Source organism: Vulcanimicrobium alpinum, from assembly GCF_027923555.1.
Taxonomy (GTDB): Bacteria; Vulcanimicrobiota; Vulcanimicrobiia; order Vulcanimicrobiales; family Vulcanimicrobiaceae; genus Vulcanimicrobium; species Vulcanimicrobium alpinum.
Map to the genome: position 1 here is coordinate 1,209,313 of NZ_AP025523.1, position 16,110 is coordinate 1,225,422.

General features: G+C 69.5%; 17 protein-coding genes. 16 read left to right on the plus strand and 1 reads right to left on the minus strand.

Going from position 1 to position 16,110, the window contains the following annotated elements; genetic code table 11:
- The first annotated feature begins 104 nt into the window (after positions 1-104).
- The 14 genes from WPS_RS06015 to WPS_RS06080 all read left to right on the plus strand — a co-directional run bounded on the left by WPS_RS06015 (position 105) and on the right by WPS_RS06080 (position 13,515).
- On the plus strand, positions 105-1,346 hold the full coding sequence (locus tag WPS_RS06015; RefSeq protein WP_317996939.1) for a glycosyltransferase family 4 protein: 1,242 nt from the start codon (positions 105-107) through the stop codon (positions 1,344-1,346).
- Positions 1,347-1,363: 17 nt separating this feature from the next.
- Positions 1,364-2,443: a hypothetical protein gene (locus WPS_RS06020; RefSeq protein ID WP_317996940.1), complete on the plus strand. Its 1,080-nt coding sequence runs from the start codon at positions 1,364-1,366 to the stop codon at positions 2,441-2,443.
- 110 nt (positions 2,444-2,553) lie between these two features.
- Positions 2,554-4,716 (plus strand): DUF3553 domain-containing protein, encoded by a 2,163-nt coding sequence (locus WPS_RS06025; RefSeq protein WP_317996941.1) that lies wholly within the window; start codon positions 2,554-2,556, stop codon positions 4,714-4,716.
- 18 nt (positions 4,717-4,734) lie between these two features.
- Complete coding sequence (locus WPS_RS06030; protein ID WP_317996942.1) at positions 4,735-5,448, plus strand: 4-hydroxy-tetrahydrodipicolinate reductase; 714 nt, start codon at positions 4,735-4,737, stop codon at positions 5,446-5,448.
- Between the two features lie 16 nt (positions 5,449-5,464).
- Positions 5,465-6,523 carry an aspartate-semialdehyde dehydrogenase gene (locus WPS_RS06035; RefSeq protein ID WP_317996943.1) on the plus strand — a complete coding sequence of 353 codons (1,059 nt, stop codon included), beginning with the start codon at positions 5,465-5,467 and terminating at the stop codon, positions 6,521-6,523.
- A complete protein-coding gene (locus tag WPS_RS06040) occupies positions 6,520-7,734 on the plus strand; it encodes an aspartate kinase (RefSeq protein ID WP_317996944.1) in 1,215 nt (404 codons plus the stop codon). Before WPS_RS06035 ends, WPS_RS06040 begins: the two co-directional genes overlap by 4 nt.
- Complete coding sequence (gene dapA, locus WPS_RS06045) at positions 7,731-8,645, plus strand: 4-hydroxy-tetrahydrodipicolinate synthase (RefSeq protein ID WP_317996945.1); 915 nt, start codon at positions 7,731-7,733, stop codon at positions 8,643-8,645. Before WPS_RS06040 ends, dapA begins: the two co-directional genes overlap by 4 nt.
- Positions 8,646-8,663: 18 nt before the next feature.
- A complete protein-coding gene (locus WPS_RS06050) occupies positions 8,664-9,404 on the plus strand; it encodes a WecB/TagA/CpsF family glycosyltransferase (protein ID WP_317996946.1) in 741 nt (246 codons plus the stop codon).
- Between the two features lie 31 nt (positions 9,405-9,435).
- A complete protein-coding gene (locus tag WPS_RS06055) occupies positions 9,436-10,458 on the plus strand; it encodes a nucleotidyltransferase family protein (protein ID WP_317996947.1) in 1,023 nt (340 codons plus the stop codon).
- 31 nt (positions 10,459-10,489) lie between these two features.
- Positions 10,490-11,113 carry a ComF family protein gene (locus tag WPS_RS06060; RefSeq protein ID WP_317996948.1) on the plus strand — a complete coding sequence of 208 codons (624 nt, stop codon included), beginning with the start codon at positions 10,490-10,492 and terminating at the stop codon, positions 11,111-11,113.
- Positions 11,110-11,391: a DUF427 domain-containing protein gene (locus WPS_RS06065; RefSeq protein WP_317996949.1), complete on the plus strand. Its 282-nt coding sequence runs from the start codon at positions 11,110-11,112 to the stop codon at positions 11,389-11,391. The genes WPS_RS06060 and WPS_RS06065 overlap by 4 nt, the downstream gene beginning before the upstream one ends.
- Positions 11,307-12,512, plus strand: a complete 1,206-nt coding sequence (ribD, locus tag WPS_RS06070) for a bifunctional diaminohydroxyphosphoribosylaminopyrimidine deaminase/5-amino-6-(5-phosphoribosylamino)uracil reductase RibD (RefSeq protein ID WP_317996950.1) — start codon at positions 11,307-11,309, stop codon at positions 12,510-12,512. Before WPS_RS06065 ends, ribD begins: the two co-directional genes overlap by 85 nt.
- On the plus strand, positions 12,497-13,102 hold the full coding sequence (locus WPS_RS06075) for a riboflavin synthase (protein ID WP_317996951.1): 606 nt from the start codon (positions 12,497-12,499) through the stop codon (positions 13,100-13,102). Before ribD ends, WPS_RS06075 begins: the two co-directional genes overlap by 16 nt.
- Positions 13,099-13,515 carry an acyl-CoA thioesterase gene (locus tag WPS_RS06080; RefSeq protein ID WP_317996952.1) on the plus strand — a complete coding sequence of 139 codons (417 nt, stop codon included), beginning with the start codon at positions 13,099-13,101 and terminating at the stop codon, positions 13,513-13,515. Before WPS_RS06075 ends, WPS_RS06080 begins: the two co-directional genes overlap by 4 nt.
- Here the strand turns inward: WPS_RS06080 and WPS_RS06085 are convergent.
- Entirely contained in the window at positions 13,512-14,066 is a 555-nt protein-coding gene (locus WPS_RS06085) for a PadR family transcriptional regulator (RefSeq protein WP_317996953.1), read from the minus strand. The two genes, WPS_RS06080 and WPS_RS06085, sit on opposite strands and share 4 nt — an antisense overlap.
- 108 nt (positions 14,067-14,174) lie before the next feature.
- Here WPS_RS06085 and WPS_RS06090 point away from each other — a divergent pair, with 108 nt between their 5' ends.
- Together WPS_RS06090 and ribH are read left to right on the plus strand one after the other, a co-directional pair.
- Complete coding sequence (locus WPS_RS06090) at positions 14,175-15,590, plus strand: bifunctional 3,4-dihydroxy-2-butanone-4-phosphate synthase/GTP cyclohydrolase II (protein WP_317996954.1); 1,416 nt, start codon at positions 14,175-14,177, stop codon at positions 15,588-15,590.
- On the plus strand, positions 15,587-16,078 hold the full coding sequence (gene ribH / locus WPS_RS06095) for a 6,7-dimethyl-8-ribityllumazine synthase (RefSeq protein WP_317996955.1): 492 nt from the start codon (positions 15,587-15,589) through the stop codon (positions 16,076-16,078). Before WPS_RS06090 ends, ribH begins: the two co-directional genes overlap by 4 nt.
- Positions 16,079-16,110: the final 32 nt, after the last annotated feature.

Consider the following 16,110-nt stretch of genomic DNA (forward strand, 5'->3'; position numbering starts at 1 on the left):
GCGCTCAAGGCCCTCGCCGGGGCCCGTTTGGCCCAACCCCGATTTCGGGTACGAAACTGTTGAGACAAGCGAGCGTGTTCTCACGTAGTACGTGCCGTGTGCACGTGCGTGGAACATCCGTCTCGCCGGCGCTGCGCCAGCGCCGGCTCCACAAGGGGACGACGTTGATTAGCCAAGCGCCACGACTGCTCTTTCTCGGGTCGTATCCGCCGCGGGAATGCGGGATTGCGACCTTTACGAAGGATGTCGTCGACAGTTTCGACGCTGCCTACGCGACGCACAGCAAGGTCATCGCTATCGACGAGCCGGGCGGTGAGGATCGCAGCTATCCCTCGCAGGTGGTTGCTCGCCTCGTCCAGCAGGACCGCGAGTCCTACGACGAGATCGCGGACTTCATCAACGCCGATGCGTGCGACGCGCTGAACATCCAGCATGAGTACGGGCTCTTCGGCGGCGACGACGGTGAATGGGTCGTCGCGCTCATCAACGCGGTCCGCAAGCCGGTGATCACCTCCCTGCACACCGTCCTGCCCGACCCGAGCCCGCAGCATCTTCGCACCGCGCGCGCCTTGTGCGCGAGTTCCACGCGCGTCGTCGTCCTCTCGGAGACCGGCCGCGATCTGCTGATCAACCGCTACGGCGTCGACGCGGCGAAGATCCGCGTCGTGCCGCACGGCGTCCCGGACGTGCCGTTCCGCGAGACCGATGCCGAGAAGCGCCGTCTGGGCCTCGACGGGCGCATGACCATCTCCACCTTCGGCTTGATCAACCGCGGCAAAGGCCTCGAGTTCGCGATCGAAGCGATGGCCGCGGTCGTCGCGTCGCATCCCGAAGCGATGTATCTCGTTCTCGGCCAGACGCATCCGGTGATTCGCCGCCGCGAGGGCGAGTCGTACCGCCGCGAACTCGAAGCGGAGATCGCCGCGAGCGGTCTCGCCGACAACGTACGCCTCGTCGACAAGTATCTCGACTTCGACGAACTGCTCTGCTACCTGGGCGCGACGGATATCTATCTCACGCCGTACCTCAACCCGACGCAGATCGTCAGCGGGACGCTCGCGTACGCGATCGGTTGCGGCAAAGCCGTCGTCTCCACGCCGTATCTCTACGCGCAGGAACTGCTCGCGCACGGCCGCGGTTTTCTCGTCCCGTTCCGCGACGCGTCGGCGATCGCGACGACGCTCGTCGCCCTGCTCGACGATCCCGCGCTGCGCGAGAGCACCGAACGCCGCGCGTACCGCTACGGCCGGCAGATGACGTGGCCCACCGTCGCGCGCGCCTACGGCGATCTCTTCACCGAACTGCTTCCGGCGACGCGCCGTACGGCGCTCGCGACATCCGCGTAGCACCGCGAGCCGTACCGATGCGCGCGCACCGCTGGCCGTCGCTCGATCATCTCCGGGCGCTCACCGACGACGTCGGGATCCTCCAGCACGCCACCCTCGACGTCCCCAACCGTTCGTGCGGCTACTGCACCGACGATGTCGGGCGCGCGCTGATCGTCGCCTGCGAGTCCGCCGCGAGCGATCCGCACGATCGCGACGCGGCGCGCCTGGTGAGCACGTACCTCGCGTACCTGCACGACGCGCAGCTCCCCGACGGCTGGTTCCACAACTTCATGGGCTACGACCGGCGCTGGCAGGACGACCGCGGCACGCCGGACGCCGTCGGCCGCGCGATCTGGGGACTCGGGCACGCGGAGCGCTATGCCACCCGCGCCACGTGGCGCGCGCTTGCGGGCTCGCTGCGTCGACGCGCGCTCGACGGCGTCGCGCAGATGGAGTACGTCCGCTCGCGCGCGTACGCGATCCTTGGTCTCGTGCAGTCGCTCGCGACGCATCCTGACGACGAACTCGCGCTGCGTGCCGCGATCGACGCGGCCGCGGCCGCGATCGCCGACGAGTACGATCTTCACCGCGCCGCCGACTGGGAGTGGTGCGAGCCGACGATGACCTACGACAATGCGCGCATCCCCGAAGCGCTGCTGCGCGCCGGCGAGGCGCTGCGCAGCGAACGCTATCGCGCCGCCGGTCTCGCGATGCTCGCGTTCTACGCGCGCGTCACGATGGTGCCCTCGCCGCACGCGCTCGGTGCGACGATCTTCGAACCGGTCGGGAACGCCGGCTGGTATCCGCGCGGCGGCACGAAGGCGCGCTTCGGCCAGCAGCCGCTCGAAGCGGCCGCGATGGTCGACGCCGCGATCGCGGCGCACGCGCTGCAGGACGGCGCGGGATGGCTCGACGTCGCCGAGACCGCCCACGCATGGTACCTCGGCGCCAACGCGCACGGTGCCACGCTCGCGCACGACGGCGGCTGCTGCGACGGGCTCGACGCCGAAGCGATCAACCCGAACCGCGGCGCCGAGTCGACGGTGAGCTATCTGATGAGCGCGATCGCGCTCGCGAAGCGGTCGCCCGCTACGCTCCGGATCGTGACCGGCTAAACCTTTACGGGCCGGGGAAGGGACATTCCAACGGTCCCGAGGTAGGTGCCTGGCTCCGGGTCTGCAGCGCCTGCTAGGCCGTACGGCCTCGCGCGGCGAAGTATCGTGTGATGCTGGCGCAGACCGAACTCCTCAATGACGTCCAGCGCGCGGCCGTCGAACACTCCGACGGCCCGGTGCTGATCTTCGCAGGCGCCGGATCCGGAAAGACGCGCGTTCTCACCCACCGTATCGCGTATCTGCTCGAAAAGAAGCAGGTCTTCCCCGACCGGATCCTGGCGGTAACGTTTACCAACAAGGCGGCCGGAGAGATGAAGGCCCGGCTCGAGCTGATGGTTGGTGCGCCGGCTCGCGACCTCTGGGTCGGGACGTTCCATGCCATGTGCGTGCGGATGCTCCGCCGCGACGGCCGCAAGATCGGGATCGCCCCGAACTTCGCGATCATGGACGACGCCGATCAGCGGGCAATCGTCCGCGAGGTGATCGCCGATCTCGATTACGACGAGCGGCAGATCGCCCCGGGCGCCGCGCTCGCCGAGATCTCCAAGGCGAAGAACAACCTCTGGTCGCCCGAGCAGTACGAGGAGAAGAACCCCTCGTTCGCCGGCGAGCGCTACGCCAACGTGTATCGCGAGTACGACCGCCGCCTGGCCGAATCGAACGGCCTCGACTTCGACGACCTGATCGCCAACGCGATCAAGCTGCTCGACGAAGACGACGACGCGCGCGCGCGCTACCAGACGAAGTTCAAGTACATCCTGGTCGACGAGTACCAAGACGTGAACTACGCGCAGTATCGCCTCGTCGCGACGCTCGCCAAGGAACACGGCAACATCACGGTCGTCGGCGACGACGATCAGTCGATCTATTCGTGGCGCGGCAGCGACTACCGCATGATCCTGCGGTTCGAAGAAGACTTTCCGGGCGCGACCGTCTTCAAGCTCGAAGAGAACTATCGCTCGACGCAGACGATCCTCACCGCGGCCAACGAGCTCGTGGCGAACAACCCGAACCGCTCGCAGAAGAAGCTCTTCACGAAGCGCGATCCGGGCGAACCGCTGACGGCGTTCCAGGCCGAGTCCGAGCGCGCCGAAGTGCGTTACGTGATGGAGAAGATCAAGGAGCACGTGCGCGAAGGCGCCGCGTACCGCGATTTCCTCGTCCTCTACCGCACCAACGCGCAGTCGCGCTACTTCGAAGAAGGCTTCCTCGCCGAGGGGATTCCGTATCGCGTCGTCGGCGGCGTCGGGTTCTACGCGCGCACCGAGGTCAAGGACATGCTGTCCTACCTCCGCTACATCGTGAACCCGTCCGACGCGGTGGCGTTCCGGCGAATCGTCAACGTCCCGCGCCGCTCGATCGGCCAGCAGACGCTGGCGTCGCTGCTCGAAGCCGCGAACCAGTCGGGCGTCTCGGTCGGCCAGGCCGTCTTCGACTCGAACCTGCTCAAGCGCGCGGTGCCGAAGAAGCAGCGCGAACTCGAGCGCTTCGCTGAACTGATCAACGACCTGCGCGAGAAGGCGCAGTCCTTCTCTGTCAGCGATCTGCTCGTCGCGGTGATGGAGGAGTCGGGCTACCTGCGCGAACTGCAGGCCGATGAAACGGCCGAAGGCCGCGCGCGGGTCGAGAACCTGCAGGAGCTCGTCGGCGTCGCTCGCGAGTTCGAAAACAATCCCGAAACCGGCAACACGATCGACGATTTCCTCTCGCAGATCGCGCTGATCTCCGACATCGACACGCTCGATCCCGAGTCGTCGTTCGTCACCCTGATGACGATGCACGCGGCGAAGGGCCTCGAGTTCCCGATCGTGTTCCTCACCGGGCTCGAAGAGGGCGTCTTCCCGCACACGCGCGCGCTGACCGACATGACGGAGCTCGAAGAAGAGCGCCGTCTCGCCTACGTCGGCGTCACCCGTGCGATGGACCGGCTCTACCTCTCGTTCGCGGCGCGGCGCACGCTCTTCGGCAACACGTTCTCGCATCCGAAGTCGCGCTTCATCGAAGAGATGCCGTCGATCGAAGTGATCGGCGGGATCGGCATCGGTCCGCGTCCGGGCGGCGGCCGTTGGCGCGAGGTCTCGATCCACGAGAACGCCGGCGCCGGCGTCGGGATGGACCTCAACCCCGGCGACAAGGTCCGTCATCCGAAGTGGGGCGAGGGCACCGTGGTCGACGTCGTCGGCGCGGGCGGCGACGGCCTGCTGACGATCAACTTCCCGAACGTCGGACAAAAGATGGTCATGCTCAAATACGCGCCGCTGGAGAAGGTTTAGAGCCCGGCGGTGTCAGCAATGCGCGTCGGGGTGGCCGGCGCGCTCGGGAGACTGGGGCGCGTGGCCTGCGCCGCGATCGAAGCGGCGAATGAGATGACGCTCGCCGCGGTGTACACGCGCCGCGGCGATTCGCCGTTGCCGCACGTACACGGCTTCGAAGACCTCGATGCGTTCGTCGCCGCGGGGCTCGACGTGATCGTCGACTGCACCGTCTATCCGGCGACCGTCGACGTCGCGCGTGCCGCGCTCGATTCCGGGATCTCGCCGGTGATCGGTGCGACCGGCTGGACCGACGAAGACCTGCTCGTCCTCGCCGACCGCTGCGACGACGCCGGGATCGCAGCGATGTTCGTGCCGAACTTCTCGTTCGGCGCGGCGCTGATGATGCGGTTCGCGGCGCAGGCGGCGCGCGTGATGCCGCGGGCGGAGATCGTCGAACTCCACCATGAAACGAAGCGCGACGCGCCGAGCGGGACGGCGAAGCTGACCGCGCGGCGCATCCACGACGCGGGGGCGCCGCTGCCGGCGATTCACAGCGTCCGGCTGCCGGGGCTCGTCGCGCATCAGGAGACGATCTTCGGCGGGATCGGCGAGACGCTGACCCTGCGCCACGACTCGCTCGCGCGCGACTCGTTCGGACCGGGGATCGTCGCCGCCGTGCGCGCCGTGCGCACGCAGCCGCCGGGCTTGACCGTCGGTCTCGACGCCGTCGTCGAAAGGATGCTCGCGTGAACCCGGTGCTCCTCGCATGAAGCTCGGACTGATCGGCGCGACCGGCGTCGTCGGCGGAACGATCCTGCGCGTGCTCGACGAGCGCGAGATCGCCGTCGACGAACTGCTCGCCTACGCGTCGCGCGATCGCGCCGACGGGCTAATGTTTCGCGGGCGCACGGTCTCGGTCGTCGCGGCGACGCGCGAACGTCTGCTCGCCGACCGGCCCGACGTCGCGTTCTTCGCCTCCAGCGACGACGCCAGCGCTGAGCTGGCGACGGCGCTGGTCGACAACGGCACGGTCGTCATCGACAACACCTCGACGTTCCGGCTCGCAGCCGACGTGCCGCTGGTGATCCCCGAGGTGAATCCGCATGCGGTCGGGCCGGAACACCGGCTGTTTCCGGTTGCGAACTGCACCGCGATCGTGCTTTCCGTCGCGCTCGCGCCGATCGAACGCGCCGTCGGGCTGCGCAGCGTGCGCGTCGCGACCTATCAGGCGGTGAGCGGTGCGGGCCGCGCGGGGCTCGACGCGCTCGCCGCCGAGGAACGCGGAGCGACGCCGAACGGGACGTTCGCGGCGCCGATCCATCACAACGTGGTCCCGCAGGTCGGATCGTACGACGGCGACGGCGATACCGGCGAGGAGCAGAAGGTCGTGGCCGAGACGCGCAAGATGCTCGACCGGCCGGACCTGCGGATGGCCGCGACGACGGTGCGCGTCCCGGTGATGCGGGCGCATTCCGAGGCGGTCTTCATCGAGACGGCGCGCGCGACGTCGGTCGAGGAACTGCAGAGCGCGCTGCGCGGTGCGCCCGGTGTCGTGCTGCACGAGCGCGGGATCGTAACACCGCGCGACGTCGAAGACACCGACCTCGTGCACGTCGCGCGCCTCCGCCCCGAACCCGACGATCCCTCGCACACGCTCTTCCAGCTGTGGGTTGTGGGCGACCAGCTCCGCAAAGGCGCCGCGACCAACGGCGTGCAGATCCTAGAACTGCTGATCGCGCAGGGACGCTTTGCGTCACGCACCGGCGAAGTCACGCTGAGCTTGTCGAAGCGCGGCCGCGGCCTCGGCCACGGAGCGGACGCATGAACGTCGTCGTGATCAAGTTCGGGGGGTCGTCGCTCTCGACGCCGGAGCTGCGTGAGATCGCGGCGTCGCGCGTCCTCGACTCGGTGCGGCGCGGTGAGAAGCCGGTCGTCGTCTGCAGCGCGATGGGACGCGCGCCCGAGCCCTACGCCACCGACTCGCTGGCGTCACTGCTCGGTCCGGTCCGCGGCGGACCGAATCGCGATCTGCTGATCGCCTGCGGCGAGACGATCTCGTGCGCCGTCTTCGCCGAGCTCCTCACCGCGCTGGGCTTCCCCGCCCAGGCGATGACCGGGATGCAGGCCGGGATCGTCACCGACGAACGCTTCGGCGACGCCGAGATCGTGCAGGTCGATCCGGGCGCGATCCGCGCACTGCTCGCGCGCGACGTGATCCCGGTCGTCACCGGCTTTCAAGGCGGGACGCGCGACGGCGCGATCACGACGCTCGGGCGCGGCGGGAGCGATCTCACCGCGGTCGCGCTGGGCGATGCGCTCGGCGCGTCGTCGGTCGAGATCTACACCGACGTCTCCGGCGTGATGACCGCCGATCCGCGCCGCGTCGCCGGCGCGCACGCACTCGACCGCGTCACGCAGCGCGAGATGGTCGAACTGGCCGGGAACGGGGCGAAGGTGATGCACCACAAAGCGGCCGAACTCGCGCACGCCACCGCGACCCCGTACGCGGTGAAGGGCCTGCGCAGCAACGTCGGCACGACCGTCGACGACGGCGCGCCGGTCGATCCCGACCGCCCCGTCACCGGGCTCGCGGTGATCCCGGACGTCACGTTCTGCCGGATCATCCAGGGGCTCACCGACGACCTCGATCGCGCCGACGTCGACCGCGACGTCCTCGCGCGGATCGCCGAACGCGGGATCTCGATCGACATGATCAACGTCAACGATGCGGGCGTGTTCTTCATCTGCGACGACGAAGCGGCCGACGCGATCCGCCCCGCGCTCAGCGACCTGAACCTCGCGCTGCGGATGCGGCCGCACTGCGCGAAGATCTCGATCGTCGGCGCCGGGATGCGCGGCACGTCGGGCGTCATGTACCGCGTCGTCCGCACGATCACCGACGCCGGCGTCGACATCATCCACTCGACGGACTCCAACATCACGATCTCGATACTCGTCCCGGCCGATCAGGCCGTGCAGGCGGAACAGGCGCTGCACGACGCGTTCGGCTTGGGCCAAGGAGCGGTGGCACGATGAGAACGCTCGGCCGAATCCTCACGGCGATGATCACGCCGTACGACGCCAACGGTGAGGTCGATCTCGCCGAAGCCGGACGGATTGCGCAGTTCCTCGTCGCGCGCGGGAACGACGGCGTCGTCGCCGCCGGTTCGACCGGCGAAGGCAATATGCTCGACGACGACGAGAAGCTCGCGCTCTTCGGCGCCGTCAAAGCGGCGCTCGGGACGACGGGGACGGTGATCGCCGGCACCACCGGGATCAGCACGCGCCAATCGATCGCGCTGACCAAGCGCGCCGAACGGACCGGGATCGACGCGATCCTCGCGACCGTTCCCGCCTATGTCAAGCCGACGCAGGAGGGGATGCTCGCGCACTTCGGCGCAATTGCCGAGGCGACGTCGTTGCCGGTCGTGATCTACAACATCCCGGGTCGTACCGCGGCGAACATGCTCCCCGCCACCTTTTCGGAACTCACGCGCCGCCATCCGAACATCGCCGGGATCAAAGAGTCGACCGGCGACGTGAACCAGTTCACCGCGATCCTGCGCGAACGCACGCGCGAAGACGTCACGTTCTGGTGCGGCGACGACTACATGTTTCTCCCGTCGCTCGCCGTCGGCGGACACGGTTTGATCTCCGTCGCGGGACATCTCGCGTCGGCCGAACTGCGCGCGCTCGCCGACGCGTTCGACGGCGGCGATGCCGATACGGCGGCGCGGATCCACCAAGACCTCGCGCCGCTGGTCGCGGGGCTGTTCGCGGTCAGCAACCCGATCCCGGTGAAGTGGGCGATGTCGACGTACGGGTTCACCGTCGGCGCGTGCCGTTCGCCGCTCAGCCCGATGCCCGACGCGCTCACAGCGACGCTCGAACCGCTGATCGCGCCCTATCGACCGGCGCAGCGCGCCTCGAGCCTGCGGGAAGCATAACACGACGTGACCTCGGCGATGATCTTAGGTTGCCGCGTCGACGCGGTCGGCCGCGACGCGGCCGTCGAGCGGATTGCCGAGCTCGCGCACGGAGACGAACCCGGCATCGTGGTGACGCTCGGCGTCGAGATGGTGATGGCGGCGCAGCGCGACGCGCAGTTCCGGCGCATCATCAACAACGCGGCGCTCGTCACCTGCGACACGATCGGCTTGCTGCTCGCATCGCGCGCTCGCGGCGGCCCCTTGCGCGAACGGGTCACCGGCGTCGAGCTCGTCGGCGCGCTCGCCGCGCGGTCCGCGGCGCGCGGCGACCTGCGGCTCTTTCTGCTCGGCGGCGCCGCCGATACGGCGCGGCGCGCCGCAGCCTCGCTGCGCCGCCAGTATAACGGCGTCACCGTCTCCGGCCTGCGCGACGGATTCTTCACCGAGGACGAGAGCGCGCGGGTCGCCGCCGAGATCCGCGCGAGCGGCGCAAACGTGCTGCTCGCCGGTCTGGGCTCGCCCAAGCAGGAGTACTGGCTCGTTCGCCATCTCGCCGAGACGGGCTGCAGCGCAGGGATCGGCGTCGGCGGTTCGTTCGACGTCTACGCGGGGAACGTCCAGCGTGCGCCGGCGCTGGTGCAGCGTGCTGGCCTCGAGTGGGCATACCGGCTGGTGACGCAGCCGCGCCGCTGGCGGCGGCAGCTCGCGCTGCCGCGGTTCGCCGTCGCCGCGTCGCGCGAAGCACTCGCCTTGCGCAGGAAAGGACAGTCGGAGTGAGCGCACCACCGTCGGGTAACGTATGCGCGCGATGATCCTCGCCGGCGGGATGAGCACGCGGCTCTACCCGCTCACCAAAGAAGTTCCCAAGCCGATCGTTCCCGTCGCCGGCGAGCCGATCAGCGGCCACGTGATGCGCTGGCTGTCGTCGCACGGCTACGACGAGGTCGCGATCAACGTGTTCTACCTCGCTGAGAAGGTCGAGGCGGCGTTCGGTGACGGCAGCGGCTTCGGCGTCGCGCTGCACTACCTGCGCGAACCCGAACTCACCGGAAGCGCCGGCGGCCTCAAGCAGATGGAGGGCTGGTTCGACGAGACGTTCGTTGTCGTCGGCTGCGACGACCTGACCAACGCCGACATCGGCGGGCTGGTGCGCTTTCACAAGGAGCGCAAGGCGCTCGCGACGATCGGGCTGCTCGAAGTCGAGGACGTCGATCAGTACGGCGTCGTCCTGCTCGATCGCGACGGCCGCATCACCGGCTTCCAGGAGAAGCCGCCGAAGGGCACCGAGCAGTCGAAGCTCGCGAACACCGGGATCTACGTCTTCGAGCCGGCGATCTTCGATCGCATTCCGGCCAAGACGTTCTACGATTTCGGCAAGCAGGTCTTCCCCGAACTCCTCGCCGACGGTCTGCCGTTCTACGGGATGCAGTTGCACGGCGCGTACTGGCGCGACGTCGGCACGCCCGAGGAGTACCGGCGCGCGAACGCCGACGTCCTCACCGGCGCGGTGCGGATTACCGGCGAGCGCGCAACCGGCGTTCCGCCCAGCGCGCAGGTCGAGCGCGACGCGGAAATCGCCGGCGCGGTGCGCGTCGGCGAACGCGTGCGGATCGGTGCCGGCGCGCGGATCGTCGGCCCGAGCGTGGTCGGCGACGACGCGGTCGTGGGCGCTGGCGCGCTCGTCGAGCGGACGATCGTGTGGAACGGCGCGCGCATCGGAGCGGGCGCCGTCCTGCGTGACGCGATCGTCGGCGAACGCTACGCGGTCGCGGACGGCGCGCGCCTCGACGGCGCGATCGTCGCGAACGAGCCGGAAGCCGTTTCGCGCTAGCCGTTCGCCGCGCTCGGCGTGAACGACGGGCGTGCTCGATCGTGCTCGCCGTTGGCTCTTTCCTTCCGCCTGCGTCGCTTGCGACGCGCCCGGTCCGGGGCTGTGCGCGTCGTGCGCACCGTCGCCGCGCGAGGCGATCGCGTTCGCGATCGACAGCGTCCCGGGGTTCGCGCTGGGCGCATACGACGGGCCGCTCCGCGACGCGATCGTGGCGATGAAGCACGGCCTGCGCGATCCGCTCGACGCGTTCGTCGCGCTCCTCGACCGCGCGCAGCTCGACGCGCCGCTGGTTCCGCTGCCGACGACGCGCCGCCGCGCGGCGGAACGCGGCTTCGATCAGAGCGTCACGATCGCGCGGCGGGTCGCGGCGCGCCGCGGGATCGGCGTCCAGGAGCTGCTGGTGAAACGCGGCGCTCCGCAGGCCGGGCGTGACCGCCGCGAGCGGCGCGCGGCGACCGGGCGCTTCGCGGTGCGCGACGACGCGCCGCGGCCGCGGGCGGTGACGCTCTTCGACGACGTCTGCACCACCGGCGCGACTGCCCGCGACGCGATCGAGGCGCTGCGCCGCGCCGGCGTCGGGGTGCGGCGCCTCGTCGTGCTGGCGCGGGCCGGCGGAACCTCCGCCGCCGCGCGCGGGTCGATACCGACGCAATGAAAGCCACCTGGAACGGCGCCGTCCTCGCCGAGAGCGACCGCACCGAAGTCGTCGAGGGCAACCACTACTTCCCGCCCGACGCCATCAACACGCAATACTTCACGCCCTCGCCGACGCATTCGGTCTGCCCGTGGAAGGGGACGGCGAGCTACTACACCGTCGAAGCGAACGGACAGCAGAACCGGGACGCGGCGTGGTACTACCCGCAAGCAAAAGACGCGGCGAAGAACATCGAGGGCTACGTCTCGTTCTGGAAGGGCGTCAAGGTCGAGCCGTAAGCCCGGCAGCGACGTACCTGGCGCGCGCGTGCGAACTGGCCGCGCGCACGATCGCCGACGCGGCGCCGAATCCGCCCGTCGGCTGCGTGATCGTCCGCGACGGCGTGACGCTCGGTGAGGGCGGGCATCGCCGCCGCGGCGAGGCGCATGCCGAAGTCGAGGCGCTGCGCGACGCACAGGCGCGCGGCAACGACGTGCGCGGCGCCACCGCGTACGTCTCGCTCGAGCCGTGCAGCCACCACGGCCGCACGCCGCCCTGCGCCGAGGCGCTGATCGCGGCCGGGATCGCTCGCGTCGCGATCGGCGCGCTCGATCCCAACCCGCACACGGCGGCGGGCGGCGTGCAGCGTCTGCGCGATTCCGGCATCGACACCGTCGTGTACGACACGCCGGAAGCGCTCGCGCTGATCGAGCGCTTCGCGTGGACGATCGTGCACGACCGTCCGTACGTGACGCTGAAGATGGCGATGTCGCTCGACGGCTGCGTCGCGTCGCGGCCCGGGACGCAGCAGTGGCTCACCGGTCCGGCCGCGCGCGAGCGGGTGCGCGAACTGCGCGCCGAGCACGACGCGGTCATGGTCGGCGCCGGGACGATCCGCGTCGACGATCCGCAGCTCACCGTTCGCCCGCATATCACGCGCCGCAAACCCTACGCCCGCGTCGTGCTGTGCGAGACGGCGCCGATTCCGTCGTCGGCCGCGGTCCTTGCGACGCCGCCCGATGCGCCGCAAGATGCGTACGCCCGCACGATCGTGCTCGCACCGGCCGGCGCGCGCGCGGAGTTCGCGCCGCTCGCCGAGCGTGCCGACCTCGTCTTCGTCGGCGGCGACGGCGATCGAACGATCGATCTCACCGCGGCGCTCCGGGCGCTGCGCGAACGCGAGGTATCGAGCGTCTTGTGCGAAGGCGGCCCGACGCTCGCGGGGCGTCTGCTCGCCGGCGGTCTTGTACAGCGCATCGTCTGGCTGATCGCGCCGACGTTCCTGCGCGGCGAGACCGCGGTCCCCGTGCTGGCGGGCGCCGACCTCGCGGGGCGCGACGGGTGGCGGTTCGATCGCATCGAACGGCTCGGCGACGATATGCTGCTCTCCGCCGACCTGACCGCATGTTCTCCGGCCTGATCGTTCACGACGGCCGCGTCGTCTCGGTCACCGGAACGCGCGATGACGGGCTCACGCTCGTCGTCGAATCGCCCAGCGCGATCGCCGACGGGGTCGCGCTCGGCGATTCGATCGCGATCAACGGCGTGTGCCTCACCGTCGTCGGGTTCGACGAGCGCACGATGCGCTTCGACGTCGTCCCCGAAACCGTCGACCGCACCGGGTTCGACGCGCTGCGGCCCGGCGATCGCGTCAACCTCGAACTGTCGCTGCGGCTGGGCGACCGGCTCGGCGGCCATCTCGTCTACGGTCACGTCGACGGCAACGCGCAGATTCTCGCGAAGGAAACGGAAGGGCAAGGCTATCGCCTGCACGTTGCGTTGCCCGGCGCGCTCGCCGCGTACATCGTGGAGAAGGGCTACGTTGCGGTCGACGGCGTGAGTCTGACCGTCGCGTCGACGACGCAGGATGCGTTCACGATCGCGCTCATCCCCGAGACGGCGCGGCGCACGACGCTCGGCACGAAAGGCGCCGGCGACCGCGTCAACCTCGAGATCGATCCGGTCGCGCGCTACGCGCAAGGTGCGATCGCCGCCTACGCGCGCCGATGAGCGCGGATGCGCTGCGCCGCGGTCCCGACGTGCGCGAGCGCGTGCGCTGGCGCGACGTCGACATGATGAGCGTCGTCTACTACGGCGCGTATCTGCGCTTCATGGAAGCGGCGGAAGACGAGTTTTTCCGTACGCTCGGCTTTCCGTACGCGCGGATCGCCGAGGAGTTCGGCGTGTGGATCGCGCGCGTGCGGGTTGAGGTCGACTATCGCGTGCCGGCACGGCTCGGTGACGACCTCGTGTGCCGAGCCGATCTAGTCGCACTCGGCGGATCGTCGCTGCGCTTCGCGTTCCCGATCGATCGCGGCGACGGAACGCGGCTCGCGGACGGCGCGCTCACGCTGGCCGCACTCGACCGCACGACGCTGCGACCGGCGCGGTTGCCGGACGCGCTGCGTTCGCTGCTGCGCTAGCCTTCGTCGGCGGCGAGGATCGCGTAGATCTCTTTGCGCGCCCTGTCGACGACCGCGCGGATCCTGTCGAGCGTCGCGTCGTCGGCCCCGCGCGCGCTCATCACCGCCGCGCCGAGTTTGAACGCGGCTTCCTTGAGCCGGTGGCGCGGGTCGGGTTCGCCGTCGCCGTCGTCGGGGTCTGCGCCTTCGCTCGCGCGGTTCGTCAGCAGCTCGCGACCGCTCTCGGTGATCGTGTAGACGCGCTTGCCTTCGATCTGCTCGGAGGTCACGTAGCTGCCGTCTTCGAGCAGTTGGAGGGTGGGGTACACGGAGCCCGCGCTCGGGCGGACACCGCGACGTTCTTCGATCCAGCGGATGATCTCGTAGCCGTGCTTCGGGCCTTCCGCGAGCATCTCGAGGACCAGGTACTTCACGTCGCCGCGCCGCTGCCGGCCGCCCCAGCCCGGTCCCCAGCCGCCGCCCCACGGGCCGCCGCCCGGCGGACCCCAGGGCCGGCCGCCCCGGCCGTGCCCGTGCCGGGAGAATGCCCGGCGCATCATCAAATTCATCATATCGCGATACTATAACGATATATCGTTTACGTAAACCCCCTCGCGATCACGCGGGCTCAGCGTGACAGCGTTGACAACTGTTAAGCGCGGGACGCAGTCTAAGATGGCATGCAGCGATTCGCGGACGACCTTCGGTCGGCGATGGCGGCGGCCGAGTTGACCTCGGCCCAGTTGGCCCAGCGGTCCGGCCTCACCGAGGCCGCGATCTCGTTGCTGCGCAGCGGCCGGCGGGAGCCGTCGTACCGGACGATCCGGTCGCTCGCTGCGGTGCTGCCCGTCCTCGGGCGGCGGCTCGACGCAGAATGGAGTGCAATGGACTCGATCGAGTCGGCGATCGCCGATATCCGCGACGGCAAGATGGTCGTCGTTCTCGACGACGAGGATCGCGAGAACGAAGGCGACCTCGTGATGGCGGCCGAGAAGGTTACCCCCGAAGCGGTCAACTTCATGCGCAAGGAAGGCGGGGGGCTGATCTGCGTGCCGATGACCTCGGAGCGGCTCGACGCACTCCAGATCCCGAACATGGTGAACGACAACACCGCGCCGCTGGGTACCGCGTTCTCCGTCTCGGTCGAAGCGCGCGGACGCGTCACCACCGGCATCTCCGCGCAGGATCGCTCGAACACGATCCGCGCGCTGATCGACGAGTCGTGCGGACCCGCCGATTTTCTGCGGCCCGGCCACACCTTTCCGCTGCGCGCGCGCGAGGGCGGCGTGCTCGTGCGCGCGGGGCAGACCGAGGCGTCGGTCGATCTCGCGCGGCTCGCGGGACTCTATCCGGCCGGCGTGATCTGCGAGATCATGGACGACGACGGCTCGATGATGCGCAAGCCGCGGCTGGAAGCGTTTTCGAAGAAGCACGGCCTGCGCATGATCACGGTGAAGGATCTCATCGCGTACCGGATGCGTCACGAGAAGCTCGTCGAGCGGATCGCCGAGTTTTCGCTGCCGACGGCCTACGGCGCGTTTCGCGGCGTGGCGTACGAGTCGAAGACCGACAAGATCGCGCACGTCGCGCTGGTGATGGGCGAGATCGGTGACGGCAAAGGCGTGCTCGTGCGCGTGCACAGCGAGTGCCTCACCGGCGACGCCCTGCACTCGCTGCGTTGCGACTGCGGACCGCAGCGCGACGCCGCGCTCGCCGCGATCGCGCGCGAAGGACGCGGTGTTTTCCTCTACCTGCATCAGGAAGGCCGCGGGATCGGCCTCGCCAACAAACTGCGCGCGTATGCGCTGCAAGATGCCGGCGCCGACACGGTCGAAGCGAACGTGCTGCTGGGGCTGCCGCCCGACAAGCGCGACTACGGCATCGGTTCGCAGATCCTCGTCGATCTCGGCGTGCGCGAGATGCGCTTGCTCACCAACAACCCGAAGAAGATCGCCGGGCTCGAAGGCTTCGGTCTCACGATCGCCGAGCGGGTCCCGATTCAAATCGCGCCGACGCCGTTCAACGTCCATTACATGGAGACGAAGCGCGACAAGATGGGCCACATGTTCGGCGCACCCAATCCGGTGGAAGCATGAAGACCGAGAAGGCCCACGCGCTCCCCGACGCGAGCGGCAAGAGGTTTGCGATCCTCGTCGCCGATTTCTACGCCGATCTCGCCGCTCAACTCGAAGACGGCGCGCGGCGCGCGCTGCGCGACTGCGGCGTCGCTGCCGATGCGATCGAGACGGTGCGCGTCCCCGGCTGCTTCGAGTTGCCGATCGCCGCGCGGCGCCTCATCGCGGGCTCGCAGCTCGACGGCGTGGTCGCGCTGGGCGTCGTGATCCGCGGTGACACTCCGCACTTCGACTTCGTCGCCGGGGAGTGCGCGCGCGGGATCATGGACGTCATGCTCGGCAGCGGGATCCCGATCGGATTCGGCGTGCTGACGACGGAGAATCGCGCCCAGGCCGAGGAGCGCGCCGACCCGGCGCGCGGCGACAAAGGGTACGAGGCCGCGGTCGCGGCGGCCACCGTCGCGACGATCGAGCCGAAGCGCGAGACGGCCCGGGTCGGGTTCCGCTAGCGCGCCGAGGGAGCCGCACGTCGACCGCTCCC